Below are 24,479 nucleotides of genomic sequence, written 5' to 3' on the forward strand. Positions count from 1 at the left end.
TCTCGGACGCCCGGGGTTTCGGGGCGAGGGGCGGCAGTGTCCTGACTCCCGGATCCTCGCGTCCCTCCGGCCTTCCCGGGGCGGCTCGCAGCCGCTGCCCGGTGGCCCGCGCGGGAGGTCCGCTCCCCGGTCACAGTGGCGCCGGCCGTGCCGGATTCGCACCGGCTTGCCTGGCCGCACCCTCGTGGAACCGTTCCATGCAGGTCCGCCAACATCCTGGCAGAGGGCGATCACGGGTCCAACACAGCGGGAACGATCGGAGAGAAGTCCCACGGTGGACGGGACCGTTCGGGCGTCCGCTTCACTCGGCCAGACGCATGTCGACGTGCGGAATACCGTCCTCGTCGTGCACCGGCCCGCTCTCGGCGAAGCCGAAGGAGCGGTAGAAGCCGGCCTTGTCCACTTGCGCGGACAGCACGGCCGGACTGCGCCTCGTCTCGGCGAGCGCTGCGAGCATCAGTTTGCGCGCCAGCCCCATGCCCCGCGCATCGGCCTTGGTGCACACCCGGCCGATGCGGTACGTGCCGTCGGGTTCCTCCAGCAGTCGGAGGTAGCCGAGGACGAAACCGTCCGCGGAGTCGATCCAGAAGTGCCGCGTGGTCTCCTCGAGGTCGCGGTCGTCCAGCTCGCGGTACGGGCAGTTCTGCTCCACGACGAACACGTCAACCCGCAGACGCAGCATGCGGTAGAAATCGGCCGCGTCCAGATCGGCGGTGTACGCCCGATGGACAGCAGTCGCGAGCGGCTGAAGTATCACCTGTTCGTGGATACCACAACAGCGTCCGCCCGATTCACCGGCCCTGCGGCGCGGATTGGACGTTTCACCGCGCGCAACACGGCACAGCTGACCCGCGAGCAGCGGCACGTATCCGAGGTGCGGGTGCACACGCCGGGCGTGCCCTGGCGGCCGCACCCGTGGCCGCAGGAGACGCGCCCGTTGACCACGCAGGGCCCACCGGGACCGCCGGTGCAGGAATCCACACCACCCCGGTGTGCTCCCGCGCCGCGCACGAACCGGCCGGAACGAGGCACAACTCACACCATGTTCGGAAGAAATCCCGTTATGATGGAGCAAGCGCGGAAATTTTCCTCTTTTCTGGCGCGTTGAGCACATGGATGTGCGCACTGGGGGACTTCCATCGAACGGGGCGGCACCGACTCTCCCCGACCCGCGCCGGCCAGCCGTCGGCAGATCGAACCTGATCGCGTGAGGAGGAAGACGTGTTCGTGGATCTCAGCACGGTGCCCGCGTTCCTGATCGCCAGCCTCGTCGTGATCCTCACCCCCGGGGTGGACACGTTCCTCCTGCTGCGCACCTCGTTGCACCAGGGACGCGGCGCCGGTATGCGCGCCCTGCTCGGCATCCACAGCGCCAGCGCGACGCAGATGGCCGTGGTGATCTCCGGACTCGGCGCGCTCATCACGCAGCAACCCGCGGTGCTGTCCACGTTGAAGTGGATCGGCGCGGCCTACCTGCTCTACCTGGCCGCCAGCATCCTGCGCGGGCTCTGGCTGACGCGGCGGGAAGCCCGCAGCGGAGTGCCCGCACGGCACACCGAGACGGCGAAACCGTTCATCCGCGGCTTCCTCAGCAACATCACCAATCCGAAGATGCTGCTGTTCAGCCTGGCCTTCCTGCCGCAGTTCGTCGGCGCCGCCACCTCGCCCGCGGCGCAGCTCGTCACGCTGGGCGTGCTGTTCCTCGCCCTGGCCGCCGTTTGGGAGCTCACGATCGTCCTCGGCGCTGGTCACATCGCCGACCGGCTGCGCAGCCCCCGGATCGGCCGAACCCTCGACCTGGTCAGCGCCACCGCTTTCGTCACGATCTCGATCGGCCTGGTGACGGGCTGAGGCGGCGGACCTCAGGCGGCGAGCACAGCGGAAGCACGGCGCTGCCCCGCACGCTCGTCTCCGCACGCGCTCGTCCCCACCCGCTGCGCGGCGGCTCGAGAAACCGTTCCCGCGCCGCCGCGCCTGCCGCGCCCGTGCCCGTGCCCGTGCCCGTGCCCGTGCCCGAGGTGATCACGCGTTCAGCTGGGCGGCCACGTCCTCCTGGTAGCTGGCCATGCGGGTGTAGACCCCTGGCGAACCCGGCCGGGCGCACCCGTCGCCCCAGGACACGATTCCGATCAGCCGGTCACCGGCCACCAGTGGCCCACCGGAGTCCCCTTGGCAGCTGTCCACTCCCCCTTCGGGCAGACCCGCGCACACCATCGCGCGGGCGTCGAAATCGCGGCCGTAAGCCTCGCCGCACCGCTGGTCGTCGACCAGCGGCACCTCAGCGCTGCGCAGCACGTCGGAGGCCTGCCCGCCTTCGCTCGTCGTACCCCAGCCGTACACCTTCGCGGGCGTTCCTGGCTGGTACAGCTGCTCGTCCTGCGGCGTGGCGAGATCCAGCGTCGGCTGCGCCAGTCCGTCGGCGAGCGTGAGCACAGCGACATCGGCTCCTACCTGCGGGTTCCGATAGGACGGATGTGTCCACACTGAGGTGACGTCCGTCACCTTTCCCGCATCGGTGTTCTTGTCCTCGCGCCCGGAAACGACCTCGACCGAGCCCGCGGGCTCGCCCTCCACGCAGTGCGCTGCGGTCACCACCTTGCCCGGGCGCACCAACGCGCCCCCGCAGAACTGGTTGCCCTGGGCATCACTCAGGTACACCACCCACGGACTCTCGGCGATGGGCGCGGGTTCGCCGCCCACGATCGGCGGCGCCTGAGCCGCGGCCGGAGACGCCTCAGCAGCGGGCTGCTCCGGAGCGGCATACGCCGTGCCCGCGATCCCGGCCGCCGCGATCGATCCCGACATCATCCCGGCCGCGGACAACACCGCCGTGATGTGCCTGCTCCTCCGCGAAGTACTGCCTCGCGCCATGACTTCCTCTCCTCCCTGGTGATGCCGTCGCCGGCACGGACGCCCGCGTCCGCACCGGTCTCGGCGAGTGTGCCCGCTCAGCAGCGTCACAGCGCGAGAAGATTTCAGCACCCCCGTTACCCACCACTCGATCCGGTGAAATCGAGCGGCTCGAACATCACACCTCAGGACACAGTGGACATATTGATCCGCTGGCACAGGGCCGAAAAACGATCGCTCACGGCAGACTCGGCATGCGGACCGCGAACACCGGTCCGGTGATGCTGCCCGACACGGCGCGGTATGTCGGGCCGGTCGCACCACGCAGCGGGCGACGCGGTGCGCCACACCGGTGCGCCGCTCAGCCCTGCGCGCCCGCCCCACCGACGAGGTCGGCCAGCCGGGCCAGTTGCTCCGAATCCTCCAACGCCGAACCCACGGCAACCACCGAGGCCCCGGCCGCGAGGTACTCCTCCGCGTTGCCCGCGTGCACGCCGCCGGTGGCGACCAGCCGCATGTTCGGGAACGGACCGCGCATCGCGCGGAACCACCCGGCGGACAGTTCGGCGGCGGGGAAGACCTTCACCCAGGTCGCGCCCAAGCGCTGGGCCCACTGCACCTCGCCCGGTGTGGCCACACCGGGCAGGTGCGGCAACCGCAACTCCTCGCTGGCGCGCACCACCTCGGAATCCAGCCCAGGAGCGACGGTGAACGCCGCGCCGGCCGCCTGCGCCGCGCGCAGCTGGTCGGGAGTGACCACGGTGCCGGCTCCGACGGGACGTCCGCGCCGCCCGCCCGCATCAACGGCGGCCCGCAAGGACGGTTCGGCCTGCTCCGTTTCGATCGGCACTTCCACCGCGCGGATGCCCAGGTCCCACGCGCGTTCGGCGAGGTGAACCGTGCGCTGCGGATCCATCCCGCGCAGGATCGCCATGACCGGGACGGCGAACAGCTCGTCGAAGGTGTGCATCTCAGCCCTTCCCGAATCGGAGTGCGCGCCAGTCCTGCTCGGAGCCGCCCAACCAGTCGGCGAGCGCGGCTTCCTCCGGCATCGCGTTCTGGTCGGTGGTGCTGAGCAGGCTGTGCGCGGCGAGCAGGTGGCCGAACCGCAGACGTCGCTGCGGGCCGAAACCGCGGAGAACGCCCGCGAGGTAGCCCGCGGCGAAGGCGTCGCCCGCGCCCACGGGTTCCACGACTTCGACGCGCGGTGCGGGCACGGACACGGTCCGCGCGCCCAGCTCCCAGGCAGCGTTCGCCGCGTCCTTGACGACGATGGTCTCGGGACGCGGCAGCAGCGCCCGCACGCCCTCAGCGGTGTGCACGTCCCACAGCGCGGCGGCTTCGTCGAGGCCGACGAACACGATGTCGGCGAGGTCGGCGAGCTCCCGCAACCGGGGCGCCGCCCGCCCGGCCGGCCACATCGCGGGGCGGTGGTTCACGTCGAACGACAGCCGGTGGCGGCGAGTCCGCGTGAGCAGGCGCTGCACCATCCGGTCGCAGGCTGCGGACAAGGCCGGGGTGATACCGCTGACGTGCAGGACCTCGGTGGTCTCGAGCACCTCGTCAGCGAGGAAGTCCTCGTCCATCGTGGAGGCGGCGGACCCGGAGCGGTAGTAGTGCACACGCGTGCCGTCCGGGCCGGGGTCTTTGAAGTAGACCCCGGTCGGTGCGCGTGATTCGGTCGTGACGAGGTCGGTGACCACGCCCGCGGCGGCGATGTCGTTGACGAGGCGACGCCCGAGCGGGTCGTCCCCCACTTTGCTCGCCCAACCGGCCCGGTGTCCCAGTCCGGCCAGGTGCATCGCCACATTGGACTCCGCGCCGCCGGCGGAGAGGGTGAACCGCGCAGCGCTCTCGAGGGCGACCGGCTGTTCCGGCGCGATCAGCGACATCGTCTCGCCCACGCACAGCGTCTCGAACGCCCCGGACGGTTCGGCGGACACGCGGCACTCCCTCGCTTTTCGTGTTCGGTTCGACCGGCGCGGCCGACCAGTTCCTCGCGCGGCGGTGCGAGCGGGCGCACCGACCGCCAACAGGCTAACCACCCGGAGTGCGCGACTCACAACGGCTGTGCACATGTTGCAGTCATCCGCGCGGCGCGGAGGCGGGGTCGACCTCTACGCTGGGCCGGGGCGATCAACGAACCACGTCCGTAGGCAAAGGAGACCTCATGAGCCTTGAGCGCCCGGTTGACCCGGACCCGTACTCGCTGTTGCCCGAAGTGCCACAGTTCACCCTCACGTCCACCGACGTGACCGACGGGCAACCCATGGACCAGGCCCACGCCTACGACGGCATGGGCATGGGCGGCCGGAACCACTCGCCGCAGTTGAGCTGGAGCGGTTTCCCCGACTCCGCGAAGAGCTTCGTGGTGACCTGCTTTGACCCGGACGCGCCGATCCCCGGCGGATTCTGGCACTGGGCCATGGTGGACATCCCCGCCTCGGTCACCGAGCTCCCGGCGGACGCCGGCAACCGCAACGGCCAGGGCGTGCCCTCGGAGGCGTTCCACGTGGCCAACGACTTCGGGGAGCGCGCGTTCGGTGGCGCCGCCCCGCCGGAAGGCGACCGCCCGCACCGGTACTGCTTCGCGGTCATCGCCGCGGACACCGAGAAGCTGGGCGTGGACGACACCGCCAGCCCGGCCGTGGTGAACTTCATGCTCGCGTTCCACACGGTGGGCCGCGCGGTCATCGCCCCGACCTACCAGCTCTGAGGCAGGTCCTTCCAGCTGCTTCCGCCCCGGTACGCCCTCGCGGCGTACCGGGGCTTCTTGCATTCCGGCCGGGGCTCGCCCACCTCTCTGGACCCGTTCCAGAGAACACAATTTTCATGAAAATTGTGAGCTGTCCCCACACGGACAGAGCACAAGCTGTCCCCAAGGGCTCCAGTTGTCCCCAAGGGCTCCAGTTGTCCCCAGGTTTCCCGCGTGTCGGGGGTGATCTCATGCGTGTCGGGACTGCGGTGGGGCCTGGCAGCCAGCAGCCAGCAGCCAGCGGCTGCCGCGCACTGCTCTGACCACGTCACGTACGACGCAGTGCTGATCTGGACGCGCGACAGGGGTGAAGATCACCCGTCCGGGGTGCATCCGCAGCGCTGCGTCCGCCCTCTTTCCCAGTGCCGCGTGCAGGAGTGCCGCGTGCAGGAGTGCCGCGTGCGGGGAGGAGGCAGCGATGATCGCGACCGCGCCGGCCGTGTCCGCCGCAGTGCTCACCGCAGTGATCGCGACCTGCCTCTTCGCCCCGTACGTGGCCACCGAACACCGGCTGCACGGCCGACTGCGCCCCCGGGCGGTCCTGACGCGCACGGCGGCGCTGCTCTACGCCGTGGCCGTGGCGTACTACGTGCTTCCGCCCGAGCCCGGCGCGGCCTGCCGCAGTCCGCGCTGGGTCCCGCTCAGCCACCTGAGCCCGTCCGCCACGGACCCCGCGGTGGTGCAGTTCCTCTGCAACATCGGCCTGTTCCTCCCGTTCGGCGTGTTCCTCGCACTGGCCGGAAACCGCCTGCCGCGCGCGGCCGCGTGGGCCGCGGCCTGCTCGCTGCTGATAGAAACGACGCAGCTCACCGGCCTGTGGGGTCTCGCGCCGTGTCCGCACCGCGTGTTCGACGTCGACGACCTGCTGGCGAACACCCTCGGCGCGGTGCTCGGGACGCGGCTGGCCGGCAGACGACCGCGGGGAGCCCCGGCCGGGGAGGCAGCCGCGGACCGCACCGCACCGCATCCGGTCACACCTGCGCGGCGACTGCTCGCACGCTGCTGCGACCTCCTCGCGCTGTGGTGGTCGGGCAACGCCCTGCTCGCGGTGCTGTCGCTGCTGCGCGGCACCGGTGCGTTCCCGCTCACCGACCCCCGGATCGCGGAGGCCACCGCCCTGTGGTTCGCCCCCGCCGCGCTGCTGCTCGTGCACACCGTCTGCGCCGGTGGCACACCCGGACATCGCGCGACCCTGCTGCGACTGCGCGGTCCGGTGCCGTACGCCCGCGCGGTGGTGCACTGGGCGACAGGCGTCGGGGTGCTGGCACTCAGCCAGGGCGTGGCCGGACTCGTCGCACCGACCTGGCACGCACCAGTACTGGCGGCCGGGCACGTGCTGCACGCCTGCGGCCTGCCGTTGCGCCTGCGCACGGCCTCACGTAACGATCACGGCCGTGCCCGTTCAGCCGGCGGACCGGCACACCCCGCCCCGGCGGCGCGGCCGCAGCGGGCACGCCCGAGAATCGAGCCACGACGCGGAATGCCCGCACAGCACGCGCTGTTGTCCGTAGTCGACGCACGAGCACCCCAAAGCGGCGAGCGGTAAGGCAGGCTGGAGCAGTGCCACACTTCGACCTCATCATCCTCGGTTCCGGATCCGGCAACACGATCGTGGACGAACGGTTCGCGGACTGGAACGTCGCCATCGTGGAGAAAGGCATCGGTCCGGAGGACTCCTACGGCGGAACGTGCCTGAACGTGGGGTGCATCCCCAGCAAGATGTTCGTGCACGCCGCCGACGTCGCCGCGACCCCGCGGCACTCGAGCGAACTCGGCGTCGACCTCGCCGAACCGCATGTGCGCTGGCAGGACATTCGCGACCGCATCTTCGGCCGGATCGACGCGATCGCGGAGGGCGGCCGTCGCTACCGCGCCGAGGAGAACGCCAACGTCACGCTCTACCAGGGCTACAGCCGGTTCACCGGCAAGAAGGAACTGACCGTCTACGGCGCCGAGGGGCCGGAAACGCTCACCGCCGACCGCATCGTGCTCGCCGCGGGCAGCCGGCCGAGCATTCCGGAGATCACCGGCCTCGAGGGGGTCTGGTACCACACCAGCGACACGATCATGCGGTTGGACGTCCTACCCGAACGGATGATCATCCTGGGCACGGGCTTCGTCAGCGCCGAACTGGCGCACGTGTTCCACTCCCTCGGCGTCGCGGTCACCGTGATCGGCCGGTCCGGCCGGATGCTGCGGGCCGAGGAGGAGTCGACCTCCGAACGGTTCACCGAGATCGCCGCCCAGGAGTGGGACCTGCGGTTGAACCGCTCCATCCGCAGCGTCGAGCAGGACGACGAGTGCATCCGCATGTACCTCGACGGGCCCGACGCCGGCTGGGAGGCGGTCGAAGCCGACGAGCTGCTCATCGCGACCGGGCGCATCCCGAACACGGACCTGATCGACGCCGCGACCGGGGGCGTCGAAATGCACCCGGACGGCCGTGTGAAGGTGGACAGCACCCAGGCCACCTCGCAGGAGGGGGTGTGGGCTGTCGGCGACATCAGCTCGGAGCACGAGCTCAAGCACGTCGCCAACCACGAAGCCCGCGTCGTGCAGCACAACCTGCTGCACCCGGACGATCCGCAGCAGGCCGACCACCGCTGGATCCCGCACGCCGTGTTCAGCGCCCCGCAGATCGCCTCGGTCGGGCTGACGGAGCGGCAGGCCCGCGAGCGGGAGGTCGACTACGTCACCTCGCAGCAGGACTACGCGGGCATCGCCTACGGCTGGGCGATGGAGAACACCACCGGCTACTGCAAGCTGCTGGCCGATCCGAACACGGGCGCGCTGCTCGGCGCGCACATCATCGGTCCGCAGGCAGCAACCCTGGTGCAGCCGCTGATCCAGGCGATGGTCTTCGGCCAGCACGCGCGCGAGCTCGCACGCGGGCAGTACTGGATCCACCCGTCGATGCCGGAACTGCTGGAGAACGCGCTGCTGAACCTGCCGCTGAACGAGCAGGCCCGCTGAGGCCGCGGGGTGCTCGCGGCGGCCGGCGAGCACCCCGGGCCTGTGCCCCGGTCCCGAGCGGCCTATTCGCCGAGCAGCCGCCGCACCGCGTCCGTGTCCAGGTGCTGTTCAACGAGATCACCGAGCAGGTCGAGCTGCTGTTCGCGCACCGCGGCGAAGCACACGTCGGTGGCCGGCCGGAACCCGTCGCGTCCCGCGCGTTCAGCAGCGGTGCCGAGGAACCGTCGGCGGAACCCGTCGTTCTCGAACAGCCCGTGCCAGTGGGTGCCGAACACAGCGCCGGACACGCCGCCTTCGGCCGTGCCGTCGGAGTGCTCGATCAGCGGCCGCAGGTCGCCGCGCTGGGCCTGACCGTGGTGGATCTCGTAGCCGCTGACCGGCTCGCCCCAGGCCGTCCCCCGGGCACGTGCGAGCGTCTTCTCCGGGGCGAACGCGATCTCCGCGTCGAGCAGTCCGAGCCCCTCGACCTCGCCCGCCCGGGATTCGACGGAGTCGGCGATGCGCCGGCTGAGCATCTGGAATCCACCGCAGATTCCCACGAGCGGTTTGCCGGCGCGCGCGTGCCGCGTGATCGCATCGGCCAGTCCGGTGCGGCGCAGCCACGCCAAGTCGTCCACAGTGGATTTAGATCCGGGCAGCAGGACGACGTCGGCGTCCGCGATGCGCGACGGTTCGGTCACGAACCGGGCGGAAACACCGGGTTCCGCCGCCAGGGCTTCCGCATCGGTCGCGTTGGAAATGCGGGGCAGGCGCACCACGGCCACCCGCAGCCACTCCTCCCCCCGCGGCGGGCCGGGCCGACCGATCACGCCGTCGGCCACATAGGACAGCGAGTCCTCCGCATCGAGCCACAGATCCTCCGCCCAGGGCAGCACACCCACCGTGGGTCGTTCGGTCAACCGCCGCAGCTGCTCCAAACCGGGGTCGAGCAACCGCCGGTCGCCGCGGAACTTGTTGACCACGAATCCGCGCAGCAGTGCCTGGTCGGCCGGGTCCAACAAGGCCAACGTGCCGTACAACTGCGCGAACACCCCGCCCCGATCGATGTCACCGACGACGAGCACCGGCAGCTGCGCCGCACGCGCCAACCCCATGTTGGCGATGTCGTGCTCGCGCAGATTGATCTCCGCCGGCGAACCCGCACCCTCGCAGATCACGTGGTCGTGCTCGGCACGCAGCTCGGTGAGGGCCCGCACCACGATGTCCAGCAGCGCGGACTTGCGTTCGCGGTAGGACAGCGCCGTGACCTCGCCGGCCACTCGTCCGAGCACCACCACCTGGGAACTGCGGTCGCTGCCGGGTTTGAGCAGCACCGGGTTGAACCGCACCGATGGCTCGACCCCGCACGCGGCGGCCTGCAGCACCTGCGCACGCCCGATCTCCCCGCCGTCGAGGGTGACGGCGGAGTTGTTCGACATGTTCTGCGCCTTGAACGGTGCGACCCGCGCGCCGTCGCGGGCCAACCAGCGGCACAGTCCCGCGGTGAGCACGCTCTTGCCGGCGTCGGAGGTCGTCCCGGCTACCAACAGTGCGGACACGTGCCTTTCCTACCGCAGGCGATCGCCCGCGAGCGGCACGCGTGCGGGGAAATGTGCCGTGTCCCACCGCCACCACGTGCCCGGCGAACCCCGGCCAGCCGGCACCGCGCGATCCGGCGGCCGCCATCGGTGGCCGCCGGAGGCGGTCCTCACGGTTCGGTGAGGATCTCGTTGCCGTCCTCGGTGATGAGGATCGTGTGCTCGAACTGGGCGGTCCAGCTCTTGTCCTTGGTCGTGACCGTCCAGCCGTCTTCCCAGATGTCGTAGTCGATGCCGCCGAGGGTGATCATCGGTTCGATGGTGAACGTCATCCCGGGCTCGATGGCGGTCTGCACCGACGGTTCGTCGTAGTGCAGCACGACGAGTCCGCTGTGGAACGACCGGCCGATCCCGTGCCCGGTGAAGTCGCGGACGACGCCGTAACCGAACCGCTTGGCGTAGGACTCGATGACGCGGCCGATCACGTTGAGCTGACGCCCCGGTTTGGCCGCGCGGATCCCGCGCATCGTCGCCTCGTGGGTGCGTTCGACGAGCAGCCGCGCGTCCTCGGAGGCCTCCCCGGCGAGGAAGGTGGCGTTGGTGTCGCCGTGCACGCCGCCGACGTAGCCGGTGACGTCGACGTTGACGATGTCGCCGTCCTGGATCTCCGTCGAGTCCGGGATACCGTGGCAGATGACCTCGTTCAACGAGGTGCAGCACGACTTCGGAAACCCGCGGTATCCGAGCGTGGAGGGGTAGACACCGTGGTCGCAGAAGAACTCGTGCACCACGGCGTCGACGTGGTCCGTCGTCACCCCGGGGCGGATCGCCTTGCCCGCTTCCACCCGAGCCTGTGCGGCGAGCTTGCCCGCGACACGCATCGCCTCGATGATCTCGGGCGGCTGTACGTCCGGATCCGTGTTCCGGGCCGGAGCGGACTTGTCCACGTACTCGGGGCGCTCGATGTGCGAGGGCACCGGCCGACGCGGCGTCTGCACACCTGGCTCTAGCGGGGCTCGAACGGGCATGCCCTCACTCTAGAACGTCGTGTCACGGTGAGGTCGCGGCCCAGGGGACCGCGCAGGGCAGTTATGACGAAGCGCACACGCTGCGGCGTCATCCTTCACCCGCGCGTGGTCGTCGACTGCTCCAGTCCCGGCGAGGCCGTGGGCAGACCGTTCCGCGCGGCCTCCTCCAGCAGCGCTGCGTCATAGCTGACGTAGGCGAGCAGCTCGGTGCCGAACTCGCGCGCGGTCGCCAGGTGCACAGCCCCCGTGGTGCTCACACCCACCGGCAGGTCCGCCGCCGCGGCGACCACGTCCGGCGAGACGGCCACCGACTCGATCTTGTCCAGCACGATCGCGGCCAGGTCCTCCGCCGCGGGTCCCGTTTCGCGGAACCCGCGCAGCACGTCCACCCGTGACAGGCCGCTGGTGACCCGGGAATGGTCCCAGCGCGCCCGGATCCAGTCGCTCAGCGCCGCGCTCTCGGCTTCCGGTGCGATCAACTTCACCAGCGCGGAGGAATCCAGATAGATCATCACCGCTGCCCACTCCTCCCGTTCCGCGTGACTGCCGAGGGAACTCCCCCGCGCCGCGGTACCGGAGGCGGGGTCCACACCTCCGGTACCGCCGTCGAGCCGTTTCAAACGTCGGAACGTAGCACGGTGATCGCGGGCGGTGACAGATCAGTCGCCACGGATCATCCGATCGCGCCGAGGAAGTCGCCGGCCGTGCTCACGGCGGGCTCGGAGGAGCCCGCATCGGTGAGCAGCACGGCGAACGCGAGATCGCCCCGGTAACCGGTGAACCACCCGTGGGACTGCGAACCGTCGCCGTACTGCGCCGTGCCGGTCTTGCCGTGGACCGCACCCGAGCCGGACAGTTCGCTCGCCGTACCGGAGGTGACGACCTCGCGCATCATGCCGCGCACCTGGTCGAGCACCGCCGGCGACGGCGCCTCGCCGGCCGGCTTCGTCGTCTCCGTGGGCGCACCGCGCACCAGCTTCGGCGTCGGCATCTGGCCGTTGGCGATCGTCGAGGTCACCAGCGCCATGCCGAACGGGCTGGCCAGCACCGTGCCCTGCCCGATGCCGTTCTCCGCGCGTCCGACCACCCCGTCGGAGGGCTCGAGCGAACCGGTGATCGTCGTAGCGCCCGGCATCTTGAAGTCCGCGCCCAAGCCGAGCTTGCGCGCGGTCCTCGGCAGCGCATCCGCCGGTTGATCGACAGCCAGCTGCGCGAACGTGGTGTTGCAGGACTGCGCGAACGCCGTGTGCAGCGGCACCCGGCCGAGGTCGAACTCGTCCTCGTTCGGCAGCACACGCCCGTTGAACGTCTTCCGCGGCGGGCACGCCACGGGCGTGTCGGGGGTGAGCCCGCCCTGACCGGACAGCGCAGCGGTGGCCGTCACCATCTTGAACGTCGACCCCGGCGGGTACTGGCCGGTCAACGCCACCGGGCCGGACGCATCGGCCGCACCGTTCTGCGCGATCGTGACGAGTTCGCCGTCCGACGGGCGCATGGCCACGAGCATCGCCGCCTCGCCGTGCTGGTCGAGCACGTCTTCGGCCGCACGCTGCATCGACATGTCGAGCGTGGTGCGCACCGGTCGCACCGGCTGCGGCCGCTCCTCGTGCAGCGTCGCGGCCTGCGCACCGGAGTTCATCTGCTGCGCGGCCACCTGCCAACCGGCGTTGGCCTTCACCTGCTCGTCGACGCGGTCGGTGATCCCGGACAGCACCTGCGTCCCCATGCTGCGGTCGGCCGTGACGAGCTGGGTGCTGGCCGGGAACCGCACCCCCGGCAGGTCGTAGATGCTCTCGCGCACCCGCTGGTAGTCCGCATCGCGCAGCGAGACCACGGTGTAGGGCTGCCCCTGCGGAGCCTGGCGGGCGCCCTCGACGATGGAGCGCTGCGTGACGCCGGGGGCGACCCCGCCCAGCGCCCCGGCGAGCTCACCGGCCACGGCCTGCACGTCGCCCGCGGCTTGCGGGGCCAGTTGCACCGTGACGACCCGCTGCGGTGACATCAGCTCGGTACCGGAGCGGTCGTACACCGGAGCCGGATCCGGGCGTTCCTCGTTGAACGACAGCGACTGCCCCGGCGCCAACCGCGGGTGCAGCGCCTGCGGTGACCAGCGCACCTTCCAGCCCTGCTCCTCGTCGGGGACGAGTACCGCCGAGGCGTCGTAGCGCCACACCTCGCCCTGCCCGAAGTCCCAGTGCAGTCCGTAGTGCGCGACGGTCTGGCCGCGGTCGTTCTCGGTCACGTCGTGCAGCTGCGCCCGCGCCGACTCGGCACCGAGGCCCTGCCGGCTCTGTTCGATCACCGCGCGGGCCGCCGCCGGGTCGGTGGTCCGGTTCGCCGCATCGCCCGCCTCGCCCGTGGTCATCGCGGTGAGGAAAGCGCGCGCGGCGTCCTCTTCCGAGGGCCCGCCCAGCGGGCCGCAGCCGGCGAGCGGGATCGCTAACAGCAGCACCGCGCCGGCTCCGATGGAGCGGGCAACGGTCCGCCAGAGCCGAGTTCCCGTCGAACGCATCCTGCGAGTGTAGAGCGCGGGTCCTGCGCCTCACGAAATCCCGACACGCGCCCGCACGTCGGCTACGTCCCGTAGTTGACCCGTCCCGTAGTTGATCCCGCCCGTAGTTGATCCGTCCTGTACCTGACCCGGCCGTACCTGACCCGGCCCGTCCTGATCCGGTGTGGCCCGCGCCAGCGCGCACCACCACCGAGTCCACCACCGCGCCCACCACCGCGGTTGCGGCGCCGCTTCAGCTCAGCAGCACGGTGCTGAACGTTCCGGCGCGGTGGTAGCCGACCTTCTCGTAGGCCTGGCGGGCCGCGACGTTGAAGTCGTTGACGTACAGGCTCGCCGTGCGCCCGAATTCCCGCACGAGGTGCTCGGTCACCGCGACCATCCCGCGGGTGCCGAAACCGCGGCCGCGGCAATCCGGGTGCACCCAAACCCCCTGGATCTGGCCGACACCGCGGGACAACGCCCCGATCTCGGCCTTGAACACGACTTCTCCGCCCTCGAAGCGCGCGAAGGCGCGCCCGGCGCGGATGAGCTCGTCGATGCGGGCCCGGTAGGCCGCCGCGCCCGCTTCCCTGCTCGGGTCGACACCGACTTCTTCGGTGAACATGGCCACGGCGGCGGGAAGGTACCGGTCGAGTTCCTCCCGCCGCACCTGCCGCACGAGCGGATCACCCGGGATCGACGGAAGATCGGAGCAGACCATCAGCGGCTGGTCGTCGCGCACTTCCCGGGCAGGCCCCCAGTAGGGGGCGAGGCGCTCCCACAGCGGCAGCACCTGCTCGGCGGGCCCGACGAGCGAGGAGCACAGCCGGCGGCGCCGCAGCGCGCGGTCGGCGAAAGCGTCCCAGGCGCGGGTGCTGCCGCGCAGCGGGACGAGGTTGGCGCCGGAGAAGCACAGGCCGTCCAGACCGCCCCCGTAGCCCCACATCTCACCACCGAGCCGCACCGGGTGCAGGCCGACGTGCTCCACCCGGGAAGCCACCATGCAGGCGGCCAGGGGCATGGACGACAGGACTGCTTCCACCTCGACCGCGTCGCGGTCGTCGAGGAGCCTGGCGCCGGCTAGCTTGAGCACGCGCCAAGGGTGCCAGAAACCGTCCGTGCTCGGCTCCCCCGATGCCCGCGGACGGGTCCGCCGCCCGCCGGGTGCGCTTCCGGCGGGCGTCCGCGCGAGCGGGCCTGCACGAGAACCCGCTGCGGAGGACCTGGTCAGCCGCCCACGGTGACGTCGGGCTGGGCGCCCTCCTGCGGTTGCATGTCCTCGGCGATGCGGTTGGCCTCTTCGATCAGCGTCTCGACGATCTTGTCCTCCGGGACGGTCTTGATCACCTCGCCCTTGACGAAGATCTGCCCCTTGCCGTTGCCCGAGGCCACGCCGAGGTCGGCCTCCTTGGCCTCACCGGGACCGTTCACGACGCAACCCATGACGGCCACGCGCAGCGGCACCTCCATGCCCTCCAGGCCCGCGGTGACCTCGTCGGCGAGCTTGTAGACGTCGACCTGCGCGCGGCCGCAGGACGGGCAGGAGACGATCTCCAGCTTGCGCGGCCGGAGGTCGAGGGATTCGAGGATCTGCTGGCCGACCTTGACCTCCTCCACCGGAGGTGCGGACAGGGACACGCGGATGGTGTCGCCGATGCCCTGCCGCAGCAGGGCGCCGAAGGCGACGGACGACTTGATCGTGCCCTGGAACGCCGGTCCGGCCTCGGTCACGCCGAGGTGCAGCGGGTAGTCGCTCTGCTCGGCGAGCAGCTCGTAGGCGCGGATCATCACCACGGGATCGTGGTGCTTGACCGAGATCTTGATGTCGTGGAAGTCGTGCTCGCCGAACAGGCTCGCCTCCCACAGCGCCGACTCGGCCAGCGCCTCCGGGGTCGCCTTGCCGTGCTTGGACAGCAGCCGCGGGTCGAGGGAGCCGGCGTTGACGCCGATGCGGATCGGCGTGCCGTGGTCCTTGGCGGCCTGCGCGATCTCCTTGACCTGGTCGTCGAACTTGCGGATGTTGCCCGGGTTCACCCGCACACCGGCGCAACCGCCCTCGATGGCCTTGAAGACGTACTTCGGCTGGAAGTGGATGTCGGCGATCACCGGGATCTTCGACTTCTGCGCGATGATCGGCAGCGCCTCCGCGTCGTCGGCGCTGGGGCAGGCCACGCGCACGATGTCGCAACCGCTCGCGGTGAGCTCCGCGATCTGCTGCAGCGTGCCGTTGATGTCCGTGGTGTTCGTCGTGGTCATGCTCTGCACGGAGACCGGGTAGTCACTGCCCACTCCGACAGGGCCGACGTGCAGCTGTCGCGTCCTGCGCCGCTCCGCCAGCACCGGAGCGGGGTTCGCGGGCATGCCGAGATCGACCGTCATCGATTCCTCTCCACCTCGTAGGTTGGCCACCGCGCCCCACGGTACCCACCGCGGCTCCTCCGCACGGATGGCAGCGACACCGAGGTGCACCTCCATGACATGTCCCACACGAAGAGGTGATCCGCCCGCCGGAGGGCGATCGCCCTAGAACAGGCGGACCGGGTTCACGATGTCGGCCACCGCCAGCAGCAGCGAGAACGCGATGAGCACCATGCTGAACCCGTAGGCGATCGGCATGAGCTTGGCGGTGTCGAACGCACCGGGGTCCGGGCGCCGGAGCAGCTGGTTGAACCGGCGCCGGATCGACTCCCACGCCGCGCCGAACACGTGCCCGCCGTCCAGCGGCAGCAGCGGCAGCAGGTTGAACACGAACAGCGAGAGGTTCACCCCGGCGAGCAGGTTGAACAGCAGCATCACGCTCGCCCGGCCGTCGAGCTGCTCCGAGGAGAGCACCTCGCCGCCGAGGCGGCTGGCGCCGACGATGCCGACCGGCGAGTCCTGCTCGCGTTCCCCGCCGCCGATGGCCTGCACCAGGTCCGGCACGCGCTGCGGCAGCTGGACGACCTTCTCGGCGGTGATCGACACGTACTGGCCGATCGCACCAACCACTTCGCCGAAGTCCTGCCGGACGTAGGGCTGCGTCGGTTGCACGCCGAGGAAGCCGACCCGCACGGTCTCGTCCGGATCGTTGAGGCTCCGCTGCTCGGACTGCATCAGGTTCGCCTGCAGCGGCACGCGCTGCCCGTCGCGCTCGACGACGAGGTCGGCGGCGCCGTGCGAGTCGCGGATCGCCCGCTGCAGGTGCTCCCAGGAGCTCACCGGTTGGCCGTTGAACTCGACGATGCGGTCACCCGCCCGCATGTCGGCCGCGGCGGCGGGCGAAGGCGGTGCGCCCGGCGGGCAGTTGCTCCTGTCCTGCACGTCGGCGGAGACGACGCACTCGCTGACCTCCCCCACCGTGGTGGTCGGCTGGGGGATGCCGTGGCCCATGAGCAACGCGGTGAAGACGCCCACGGCGAGGATGAGGTTCATCGCAGGCCCGGCCAGCATGACGATGATCCGCTTCCACGGTTTGCGCTGGTAGAACTGCCGGTGCGAATCCTCGGGGCGGACCTCCTCGGCCGACATCTGCCGCGCGTCCTCGATCATCACCCGCCACGGGGCCGAGGAGGCGGTGCGCCCGTACTCCTCGTCCTTCTTCGGCGGGAACATGCCGATCATCCGGATGTAGCCGCCGAGCGGGATGGCTTTGACCCCGTACTCGGTCTCGCCGATCCTGCGCGACCACAGGGTGCGGCCGAAACCGACCATGTACTGGGTGACCTTGACGCCGAACATCTTCGCCGTGGCCAGGTGTCCCAGCTCGTGCCACGCGATGGAGAACAGCAGGCCGAGGAAGAAGATCACGATGCCCACGACGACCAGCATCTAGTTTGCCCTCCCGAGCAGTTCGTGGGCGCGCTGCCGTGCCCACCGTTCGGCCGCGAAAACCTCGTCGACGTCCGCCGGTGCCTTCTGCCACTGGTCGGCATCGGCGAGCACTCCGCTGACAGTGTGCACGATGCCGAGGAACCCGAGACCTCCGTCGACGAACGCGGCCAGCGCCTCCTCGTTCGCCGCGTTGTACACGGCTGGCAGGCATCCGCCGATGCTGCCGGCGTGCCGCGCGAGCTCGACGGCGGGGAACGCCTCGCCGTCCACCGGTTCGAAGGTCCACGACATCGCCGCGGTGAAGTCCAGCCGCGGAGCCGCCTGCGGCACGCGGTCGGGCCAGCCCAGCGCCAACGCGATCGGCAGCCGCATGTCCGGCGGGCTGGCCTGCGCCAGCGTGGAGCCGTCGGTGAACGTCACCATCGAGTGCACGATCGACTGCGGATGCACCACGACGTCGATCCGCTCATAGCCTACGCCGAACAGCAGCTGGGCTTCGATGAGCTCCAGGCCCTTGTTCACCAGGGTCGCCGAGTTGATGGTGACGACGTCGCCCATCGCCCACGTCGGGTGCGCCAGCGCCTGCTCGACGGTGACCTGTTCCAGTTCAGCGCGGCTGCGTCCGCGGAACGGTCCGCCGGAGGCGGTGAGCACGAGCCGGTCGACCTCGGTGCCGCGGCCGCCGCGCAGGCACTGCGCGAGCGCCGAGTGCTCGGAGTCGACGGGGACGATCTGGTCCGGTGCGGCGCGGTCGAGCACGAGGGGACCGCCCGCGATGAGCGACTCCTTGTTGGCCAGCGCCAACGTCGCCCCGGTGTCGAGAGCTGCCAACGTGGGCGCCAGCCCCCGCGAACCGTCCATGCCGTTGAGCACGAGATCGGCCCGGGCGGACTCGACGAGCTCGGTCGCCGCCTGCGGCCCGGCCAGGATGCGGGGCAGCCGCACTGCGCCCGCGCTGTAGCCGTGTCGCTGCGCTTGGGCGTACAGCGCGAGCTGCACGTCCTCGACGGCGGTGCCGCGCGCCACGGCCACCGCCTCGACCTGGAACTCCCACGCCTGCGCGGCGAGCGCGGCCGGATCGCTGCCGCCCACGGCGAGACCGGCGACCCGGAACCGGTCGGGGTTGCGACGCACCACGTCGAGGGCCTGGGTACCGATCGAACCGGTCGAACCGAGCACGAGCACGCTGCGCATCCCGCCGGAGGGGGCATCATCGGACTGCATCGGCATCATTGTCCCGCGGCCCGCCCGGGTGGTGACGCTCGGTCGCCCCGGTGCGCGGCCACTGCCCTGGGCGTGCCGGTGCAGGGGTGCGGTGTGCGAAGATGAGCCCGCGCGAAGATGATCCGCAGTGAGCTGCCGGCAGCGCCTGCGGTGTCCGAGAGCGTCCTCCAGCAGGGTTTTCGAGCAGTGGCTCAGCCGGCGGAGCACGCGGGCACCGGTCCGCACGGCCGGACGTGGCAAGGAGGGGAACGTGGCGAACACCGAGCTGGAGAAGAAGCCCAGCGAGGCCATCGACCCGGCCGAGGAACCGTCGGTCGAGTGGGGTTGGCACGGGGGCTTCCCGAAGGGCACTCAGATCGCCGGCTGGTTCTGCACGGCCGCCATGCTGCTCATGCTCATCGGCAACCACCAAGGCGTGCTCATGACCGGTCAGATGAAGGTCGCGGAGTACTTCCTGATCATCATCGCCGCGTTCATGGTGCTCGGACTGCTGGTGGACCTGCGCCGCAAGAAGAAGTCCTGGCGCAGCCAATAGCCGCGCGGTGGCATCCGCCACCTGTGACTTTCCCGGCACCTCGCTGCGGGCGGGGTGCCGTTTTCATGCGCCGGGCCCCGCTCAGCGACGGAGGCGGCGGCGCAGCAGGCCCGCTGCGGCGGTCAGCGCGACCGCGGCGAGGACCAGGGCGCCGAGCAGCGGCCCCCAACCCCAGTGCTGCAAACCGACCTCCCAGACCTGGCGCACCGCGGTGTCCGGGTTCGCGAGCAGCACGACCACGAGCACCGCGGCCAGCAGCACGGTGGCGCCGGCGAGCACCTCGCGGAGGCGGCCGAATCGCACTCCGCGGCGCAGCACCACCCGTGCGACTTTGAGCAGTCGGCCCACTTTGAGCACCTGCACCGCAGCCACCACGCGGACGAGCCGGAGCACCTGCGCGGGTCCGATGGCGAACACGACGGCGGGAATGCTCACGAGCGTGACGGCGACGATCCACCAGTGGTCCCGCAGCCAGCGCAGCCGGTCGGGACTGGCCAGGAACAGCAGCACGGACTCACCGGTGAGCACGAACATGGACAGCCAGTTGACGATGGTGCCGGCCACTCCCGCCGGGCCGTCCAGCGCGCTGAGGAACACCCCGGGAACGGACATCGCCGCCGCGATGAGCACGGGGATGTGCAGCGCCTCTTCGAGCTGCTCCACGCGCTGCTGCGCGGCGTCGACAGGCGCCTCCACGTGAGCGATTCTACGGACGTACCGCCCTTGAACGGCAAAACGGGCTGCTCACCAGCGGCGCCGCCGCAGAGCCGCCGAACTCACCACAGCCCGACTCACCACAGCCCGACTCACCACAGCCCGACCGCCGACCGGCGCCGTGCCGCGCCGAGGCGGGGAGCTGCCCCTCCCGGTGGCCGCACGCCCACCGCAGGGGCTTCCGCCTGCCGGGGCGGGCCGGCCACCTGCGCGGGCGATCGCGCGTCAGCGGGGCAGCACCTCGGCCAGGCCGTCCATCGCCCGCGCGATCGCGGCCAGGTCCTCGTTGCAGGTCTGCTCGTCCTCCGGGCTCGGCGGCAGGCACTGGTCGTCGTACAGCGTCTGCACCGCACCGCCCAGATCGCGCGCGGCGGAGCGAACCTCCGGGCTCGCGACGGGGGAGTCGGCCGCCGAACCGGCGATGTTGCGCACCTCGACGAGATAGCGCTCGCAGTTCGTGGGGCCGTGCTGCACAGGCCGCTCGTAGCACGGGTCGTGCTGCACCAGCTCGACCTTGTGCGCCACGTTCGCCAGCGAGATCTCCTGCGCGGGCTGCTGCGTGGCGGTCGGTCCGGCTTCGTTCGCGCACGCGCTGAGCAGCAACGCGGCGCCGGCGAACACGGCCGCGGCGCCGGTGCGGCTCCTTCGCACGAGGCCCGTCATAGTGCGGGCCCCGCCATCGCGGCATCTCCCGTCATCGCGGTGTCCCCCGTCATCGCGGCATCTCCCGTCATCGCGGCGTGTCCTCCCTCGTGCTCGATCGGCGCCGGCCGAAGCGCAACCCGCCGGCGGCGGAACCGCTCGCCCGTTCCCGGCGGCCGTCACTCCTCGTCGGCGGCGAGCTGTCCGCACGCGGCCGAGATGTCCTGCCCCCGCGTGTCCCGCACGGTGCACGGCACCCCGGCGTCCTGGACGCGGCGGAGGAACTCGCGCTCCACGGACTTCGGGCTCGCGTCCCACTCGCTGCCCGGGGTCGGGTTCAGCGGGATGAGGTTGACGTGCGCGAACCGGCCGAGGTGTTCGTGCAGCAGCCGGCCGAGCAGGTCGGCGCGCCAGGGCTGGTCGTTCTTGTCGCGGATGAGGGCGTACTCGATGGAGACCCGGCGGCCGGTGTGCTCGGCGTAGGCCCGCGCGGTCTCCAGCACCTCGGCGACCTTCCAGCGATTGTTCACCGGCACGAGGGTGTCGCGCAGCTCGTCGTCCGGGGTGTGCAACGACACGGCCAGAGTGACCTGCAGGTCCTCCTCGATCATCCGCCGCATCGCCGGCACGACCCCGACGGTGGAGACGGTCACCGAACGCTGCGACAACCCGAGTCCGCCCGGCTCGGGGTCGCAGATCCGGTGCACCGCGGCGAGCACGCGCTTCGGGTTGGCCAGCGGTTCACCCATGCCCATGAACACCACGTTGGACAGGCGCCCCGGCCCGCCCGGCACGTCGCCGTCGCGCATCATCGCCGCGGCCTGGCGCACCTGGTCGACGATCTCCGCGGTGGAGAGGTTGCGCTGCAGCCCGCCCTGGCCGGTGGCGCAGAACGGGCAGGCCATGGCGCACCCGGCCTGGCTGGAGATGCAGACGGTGGCGCGGTCCGGATAGCGCATGAGCACGCTCTCCAGCAGCGTGCCGTCGTGCGCGCGCCACAGCGTCTTGCGCGTGGCCCCCTCGTCGGTGTCGACGTGCCGCGTCGGCGTGAGCAGGGTCGGCAGCAACCGCTCCCCGAGCGCCTCCCGGCTGCTCGCGGGCAGGTCGGTCATCTGCGCGACGTCCCCGGTCAGCCGCGCGAAGTAGTGCCGGGCCAGCTGCCGCGCCCGGAAGGGCTTCTCGCCGAGCTCGGCGACGGCCTCCTCGCGCTGCTCGGCCGAGAGGTCGGCCAGGTGGCGCGGAGGCATCCCGCGGCGGGGAGCTTCGAAGGCGAGCGGAAGGGAAGTCGCAGTCATAGCACCGCCAGTGTCCCATACGCACCACCCCGGGGATGGTGCGCCTGCCCCCGCACAGGTACTGTTTTTCGCCGTGGCGAAACCCGTTCGGATGCTGCGGCGAAACATTGCTCTCGGCATGGCCGTCCTGCTCCTCGCGGGTGCTTGCACGCTCCCCGAAAAGGCCGGGAGTGACCAGCGCAAACAGGTGGTCACCACGTTCACGGTGATCGCCGACATGGCGCGCGCCGTCGCCGGCGAGCACATCGCCGTGCACTCGCTGCTCGAGCCCGGTGCCGAGGTGCACGACTACGAGCCGACCCCGAGCGACATGCTCACCGCGGCCAAGGCCGACCTGGTGCTCGACAACGGCCTCGGGCTCGAGCGGTGGTTCCAAAGATTCGTGCAGCGCAGCGAGGCCCGCCACGTGACGCTGACCGAGGACGTGGACCCGCTCCCCCTGCACGGCGACGTAACCCCCGGCGGCGCGGTCAACCCGCACGCCTGGATGTCGCCCCGGCAGGGCAAGACCTACGTGGCCGCCATCCGCGACGCGTTCACCCGGCTCGACCCGTCCCACGCCGCGGACTTCCGCGCGAACGCGCAGCGCTACACCGCCCGCCTCGACGCCGTCGACCGGTACCTGCGCGGGCAGCTGGCCCGCATCCCCGAACAGCACCGCTGGCTGGTGACCTGCGAAGGAGCGTTCTCCTACCTCGCCCGCGACGCGGGTCTGCGGGAGGCGTTCCTGTGGCCGGTCAACTCCGAATCGGGCGCCACGCCGCAGCGCATCACCGCCACGACGCGGGTGGTGCGCGAACACGACGTCCCGACCGTGTTCTGCGAATCGACCGTGAGCGACCGCGCGCAGCGGCAGGTCGCCCGCGAAACCGGCGCTGAGCTCGGACCGAAGCTGCACGTGGACTCGCTGTCCGAACCGGGCGGACCCGTGCCCACCTACCTCGAACTGCTCCGCCACGACGCCCGCGCCATCGTCACCGGACTCCGGCAGGAGGCGAGATGACCGCCGTCGACACCCGCGAACTGACCGTGCGCTACGGCGAAACCCTGGCGCTCGACGACGTGTCCCTGCACATCGGCGACGGCGGCGTGTGCGGACTGCTCGGCACGAACGGATCCGGCAAGTCCACACTGTTCAAGGCCCTGCTCGGCCTCGTCCCCGCCGAGCGCGGCCGGGCCCTGCTGCTCGACCGGCCGCAGCGGCGGGCCCGCGCGGACGCGCTGATCGCCTACGTGCCCCAGTCCGAAGCCGTGGACTGGCGCTTCCCCGTCACCGTGCAGGACGTGGTGCTCATGGGCCGCTACGCGCACATGGGGGCGCTGCGCCGCCCGCGCCGCGCGGACCGCGCCGCGGCGCACGAGGCGCTGCGGCGCGTCGGCCTGTCCGAGTTGGCGGCACGCCCCATCGGCCACCTCTCCGGCGGGCAGCGCAAACGCGCCTTCCTCGCCCGCGGCATCGCCCAGGGGGCGCGCCTGCTGCTGCTCGACGAACCGTTCGCCGGGGTCGACCGGTCCTCGCAGGCCACGATCACCGAACTGCTGCACGAGCTGCGTTCCGAAGGCCGCACGGTGGTGCTGTCCACCCACGACATCGCCGGCGTCGGCGAGCTCTGCGACGAGGCCGTGCTGCTGCACCGCAGCGTGCTCGCGCACGGCCCGGTGCACGAGGTGGTCACGCCCGACGTCCTCGCCCGCGCCTTCGGCGCGGCACCGTCCGCATTCGTGCAGGACCCGTCCGCGGAGGCACGATGACCGACATCGCCGGCTGGCTGCTCGAACCGCTCCAATTCGGCTTCATGCGCCGCGCGCTGCTGGTCATCCTGCTCGCCGGACTGGTGTGCGCGGTGCTGTCGTGCTGGATCACGCTCATCGGCTGGTCGCTGCTCGGCGACGCCGTCTCGCACGCCGTGCTGCCCGGTGTGGTGCTCGCCTACCTGTTCGGCCTGCCGTTCTCGGTCGGCGCGTTCCTGTTCGGGGTGCTCGCGGTCGCGTTGATCGCCGGAGTGCGCAGCACGACCCGACTGCACGGGGACACCGCCATCGGCGTGGTGTTCACCGCGCTGTTCGCCTTCGGCGTGGTGCTGCTGTCGCGCACGCCGAGCCAGGTCGATCTGGACCACATCCTGTTCGGCAACGTTCTCGGCGTCACCGACGCCGACATCGGCCAGGTCGCGCTCATCGCCGCGGGCGTGCTCACCGCCGCCCTGCTCAAACGGCGCGACCTGACGCTGTACGCGTTCGACCCGACCCACGCGCACGCGCTCGGCCTCAACCCGCGGCGCATCGGCGCGCTGCTGCTGACCATGCTGGCGCTGACCGTGGTGGTCGCGCTGCAAGCGGTCGGCGTCATCCTCGTCACCGCGATGCTCATCACGCCCGGTGCCACGGCGTTCCTGCTGCACCACCGCTTCCCCGCCATGCTCGCCACCGCTTCCGGGGTGTCGGTGCTCAGCTCCGTGCTCGGCGCGTACCTGAGCTTCCACGTGGACGCCTCGACGGGCGGGATGATCGTGCTGTGCCAGGCCGCCCTGTTCACCGCGGCCTACCTCGGCGCCCCGCGGCACGGGCTCGTCCCCCGGCTGCTGCGCCGCAGGATTCGTCACGACCGCTCGCCAACTCCCGCCGCACCGCCCGTATCGTGAAAG

23 protein-coding genes and 1 riboswitch are annotated in these 24,479 nt (G+C 71.1%); of the genes, 8 read left to right on the forward strand and 15 right to left on the reverse strand.

Features of this window, described 5'->3' with window-relative positions; genetic code table 11:
• Window positions 1-37: 37 nt before the first annotated feature.
• Window positions 38-168, reverse strand: a riboswitch (cobalamin riboswitch).
• 133 nt (window positions 169-301) lie between these two features.
• A complete protein-coding gene (locus ACVGV2_RS15765) occupies window positions 302-757 on the reverse strand; it encodes a GNAT family N-acetyltransferase (RefSeq protein WP_459163126.1) in 456 nt (151 codons plus the stop codon).
• A 464-nt stretch (window positions 758-1,221) separates the two neighbouring features.
• On the opposite strand from ACVGV2_RS15765, the gene ACVGV2_RS15770 reads away from it, so the two are divergent.
• Entirely contained in the window at window positions 1,222-1,851 is a 630-nt protein-coding gene (locus ACVGV2_RS15770) for a LysE family translocator (protein ID WP_459163127.1), read from the forward strand.
• 171 nt (window positions 1,852-2,022) lie between these two features.
• Here the strand turns inward: ACVGV2_RS15770 and ACVGV2_RS15775 are convergent, their stop codons facing one another.
• The 3 genes from ACVGV2_RS15775 to ACVGV2_RS15785 all read right to left on the reverse strand — a co-directional run bounded on the left by ACVGV2_RS15775 (window position 2,023) and on the right by ACVGV2_RS15785 (window position 4,793).
• The gene (locus ACVGV2_RS15775; protein WP_459163128.1) at window positions 2,023-2,871 is read right to left on the reverse strand and encodes a S1 family peptidase; all 849 of its coding nucleotides are present in this window, start codon (window positions 2,869-2,871) and stop codon (window positions 2,023-2,025) included.
• A gap of 340 nt (window positions 2,872-3,211) precedes the next feature.
• On the reverse strand, window positions 3,212-3,820 hold the full coding sequence (locus ACVGV2_RS15780) for a bifunctional 4-hydroxy-2-oxoglutarate aldolase/2-dehydro-3-deoxy-phosphogluconate aldolase (RefSeq protein WP_459163129.1): 609 nt from the start codon (window positions 3,818-3,820) through the stop codon (window positions 3,212-3,214).
• A 1-nt stretch (window position 3,821) separates the two neighbouring features.
• Window positions 3,822-4,793, reverse strand: a complete 972-nt coding sequence (locus ACVGV2_RS15785; protein WP_459163130.1) for a sugar kinase — start codon at window positions 4,791-4,793, stop codon at window positions 3,822-3,824.
• Between the two features lie 227 nt (window positions 4,794-5,020).
• On the opposite strand from ACVGV2_RS15785, the gene ACVGV2_RS15790 reads away from it, so the two are divergent.
• From ACVGV2_RS15790 to ACVGV2_RS15800, 3 genes are all read left to right on the forward strand, one after another.
• Window positions 5,021-5,566: a YbhB/YbcL family Raf kinase inhibitor-like protein gene (locus ACVGV2_RS15790; RefSeq protein ID WP_459163131.1), complete on the forward strand. Its 546-nt coding sequence runs from the start codon at window positions 5,021-5,023 to the stop codon at window positions 5,564-5,566.
• Between the two features lie 457 nt (window positions 5,567-6,023).
• Window positions 6,024-7,151, forward strand: coding sequence for a VanZ family protein (locus ACVGV2_RS15795; protein ID WP_459163132.1), 1,128 nt, complete (start codon window positions 6,024-6,026; stop codon window positions 7,149-7,151).
• A 14-nt stretch (window positions 7,152-7,165) separates the two neighbouring features.
• The gene (locus tag ACVGV2_RS15800; RefSeq protein ID WP_459163133.1) at window positions 7,166-8,578 is read left to right on the forward strand and encodes a mycothione reductase; all 1,413 of its coding nucleotides are present in this window, start codon (window positions 7,166-7,168) and stop codon (window positions 8,576-8,578) included.
• A 62-nt stretch (window positions 8,579-8,640) separates the two neighbouring features.
• Here the strand turns inward: ACVGV2_RS15800 and ACVGV2_RS15805 are convergent, their stop codons facing one another.
• From ACVGV2_RS15805 to dxr, 8 genes are all read right to left on the reverse strand, one after another.
• Window positions 8,641-10,116 carry a cobyric acid synthase gene (locus ACVGV2_RS15805; protein ID WP_459163134.1) on the reverse strand — a complete coding sequence of 492 codons (1,476 nt, stop codon included), beginning with the start codon at window positions 10,114-10,116 and terminating at the stop codon, window positions 8,641-8,643.
• A 149-nt stretch (window positions 10,117-10,265) separates the two neighbouring features.
• On the reverse strand, window positions 10,266-11,123 hold the full coding sequence (map, locus tag ACVGV2_RS15810; protein ID WP_459163135.1) for a type I methionyl aminopeptidase: 858 nt from the start codon (window positions 11,121-11,123) through the stop codon (window positions 10,266-10,268).
• A 95-nt stretch (window positions 11,124-11,218) separates the two neighbouring features.
• Complete coding sequence (locus ACVGV2_RS15815) at window positions 11,219-11,743, reverse strand: type II toxin-antitoxin system VapC family toxin (protein ID WP_459163136.1); 525 nt, start codon at window positions 11,741-11,743, stop codon at window positions 11,219-11,221.
• Window positions 11,744-11,796: 53 nt separating this feature from the next.
• A complete protein-coding gene (locus ACVGV2_RS15820; RefSeq protein WP_459163137.1) occupies window positions 11,797-13,575 on the reverse strand; it encodes a penicillin-binding transpeptidase domain-containing protein in 1,779 nt (592 codons plus the stop codon).
• Window positions 13,576-13,867: 292 nt separating this feature from the next.
• A complete protein-coding gene (locus ACVGV2_RS15825) occupies window positions 13,868-14,707 on the reverse strand; it encodes a GNAT family N-acetyltransferase (protein WP_459163138.1) in 840 nt (279 codons plus the stop codon).
• A gap of 134 nt (window positions 14,708-14,841) precedes the next feature.
• Window positions 14,842-15,993, reverse strand: a complete 1,152-nt coding sequence (ispG, locus tag ACVGV2_RS15830; RefSeq protein ID WP_459163139.1) for a flavodoxin-dependent (E)-4-hydroxy-3-methylbut-2-enyl-diphosphate synthase — start codon at window positions 15,991-15,993, stop codon at window positions 14,842-14,844.
• A 144-nt stretch (window positions 15,994-16,137) separates the two neighbouring features.
• Window positions 16,138-17,421: a M50 family metallopeptidase gene (locus ACVGV2_RS15835; RefSeq protein WP_459163140.1), complete on the reverse strand. Its 1,284-nt coding sequence runs from the start codon at window positions 17,419-17,421 to the stop codon at window positions 16,138-16,140.
• Window positions 17,422-18,648, reverse strand: a complete 1,227-nt coding sequence (gene dxr / locus ACVGV2_RS15840; protein ID WP_459163141.1) for a 1-deoxy-D-xylulose-5-phosphate reductoisomerase — start codon at window positions 18,646-18,648, stop codon at window positions 17,422-17,424.
• Between the two features lie 250 nt (window positions 18,649-18,898).
• Between dxr and ACVGV2_RS15845 the strand changes: the two genes are divergently transcribed.
• A complete protein-coding gene (locus ACVGV2_RS15845) occupies window positions 18,899-19,183 on the forward strand; it encodes a DUF2631 domain-containing protein (RefSeq protein WP_459163142.1) in 285 nt (94 codons plus the stop codon).
• A gap of 81 nt (window positions 19,184-19,264) precedes the next feature.
• Here ACVGV2_RS15845 and ACVGV2_RS15850 read toward each other — a convergent pair whose 3' ends face one another.
• From ACVGV2_RS15850 to rlmN, 3 genes are all read right to left on the reverse strand, one after another.
• Entirely contained in the window at window positions 19,265-19,879 is a 615-nt protein-coding gene (locus ACVGV2_RS15850) for a hypothetical protein (RefSeq protein ID WP_459163143.1), read from the reverse strand.
• A gap of 243 nt (window positions 19,880-20,122) precedes the next feature.
• Entirely contained in the window at window positions 20,123-20,548 is a 426-nt protein-coding gene (locus ACVGV2_RS15855) for a hypothetical protein (RefSeq protein ID WP_459163144.1), read from the reverse strand.
• Between the two features lie 170 nt (window positions 20,549-20,718).
• Complete coding sequence (gene rlmN / locus ACVGV2_RS15860) at window positions 20,719-21,834, reverse strand: 23S rRNA (adenine(2503)-C(2))-methyltransferase RlmN (protein ID WP_459163145.1); 1,116 nt, start codon at window positions 21,832-21,834, stop codon at window positions 20,719-20,721.
• A 118-nt stretch (window positions 21,835-21,952) separates the two neighbouring features.
• Between rlmN and ACVGV2_RS15865 the strand changes: the two genes are divergently transcribed.
• The 3 genes from ACVGV2_RS15865 to ACVGV2_RS15875 are packed head-to-tail and all read left to right on the forward strand — an operon-like array spanning window position 21,953 to window position 24,476.
• Window positions 21,953-22,837: a metal ABC transporter substrate-binding protein gene (locus ACVGV2_RS15865; RefSeq protein ID WP_459166019.1), complete on the forward strand. Its 885-nt coding sequence runs from the start codon at window positions 21,953-21,955 to the stop codon at window positions 22,835-22,837.
• On the forward strand, window positions 22,834-23,586 hold the full coding sequence (locus ACVGV2_RS15870) for a metal ABC transporter ATP-binding protein (RefSeq protein ID WP_459163146.1): 753 nt from the start codon (window positions 22,834-22,836) through the stop codon (window positions 23,584-23,586). Before ACVGV2_RS15865 ends, ACVGV2_RS15870 begins: the two co-directional genes overlap by 4 nt.
• Entirely contained in the window at window positions 23,583-24,476 is an 894-nt protein-coding gene (locus tag ACVGV2_RS15875; RefSeq protein WP_459163147.1) for a metal ABC transporter permease, read from the forward strand. The genes ACVGV2_RS15870 and ACVGV2_RS15875 overlap by 4 nt, the downstream gene beginning before the upstream one ends.
• Window positions 24,477-24,479 lie beyond the last annotated feature (3 nt).

Source organism: Bounagaea algeriensis (assembly GCF_054491375.1).

Coding starts and splice junctions, on each gene's coding strand:
- ACVGV2_RS15865 (WP_459166019.1), top strand. CDS start 21,953: ATGGCCGTCCTGCTCCTCGCGGGTGCTTGCACGCTCCCCGAAAAGGCC.
- dxr (WP_459163141.1), bottom strand. CDS start 18,648: ATGCAGTCCGATGATGCCCCCTCCGGCGGGATGCGCAGCGTGCTCGTG.
- ispG (WP_459163139.1), bottom strand. CDS start 15,993: ATGACGGTCGATCTCGGCATGCCCGCGAACCCCGCTCCGGTGCTGGCG.
- ACVGV2_RS15780 (WP_459163129.1), bottom strand. CDS start 3,820: ATGCACACCTTCGACGAGCTGTTCGCCGTCCCGGTCATGGCGATCCTG.
- ACVGV2_RS15775 (WP_459163128.1), bottom strand. CDS start 2,871: ATGGCGCGAGGCAGTACTTCGCGGAGGAGCAGGCACATCACGGCGGTG.
- ACVGV2_RS15790 (WP_459163131.1), top strand. CDS start 5,021: ATGAGCCTTGAGCGCCCGGTTGACCCGGACCCGTACTCGCTGTTGCCC.
- ACVGV2_RS15875 (WP_459163147.1), top strand. CDS start 23,583: ATGACCGACATCGCCGGCTGGCTGCTCGAACCGCTCCAATTCGGCTTC.
- ACVGV2_RS15835 (WP_459163140.1), bottom strand. CDS start 17,421: ATGCTGGTCGTCGTGGGCATCGTGATCTTCTTCCTCGGCCTGCTGTTC.
- ACVGV2_RS15795 (WP_459163132.1), top strand. CDS start 6,024: ATGATCGCGACCGCGCCGGCCGTGTCCGCCGCAGTGCTCACCGCAGTG.
- rlmN (WP_459163145.1), bottom strand. CDS start 21,834: ATGACTGCGACTTCCCTTCCGCTCGCCTTCGAAGCTCCCCGCCGCGGG.
- ACVGV2_RS15870 (WP_459163146.1), top strand. CDS start 22,834: ATGACCGCCGTCGACACCCGCGAACTGACCGTGCGCTACGGCGAAACC.
- map (WP_459163135.1), bottom strand. CDS start 11,123: ATGCCCGTTCGAGCCCCGCTAGAGCCAGGTGTGCAGACGCCGCGTCGG.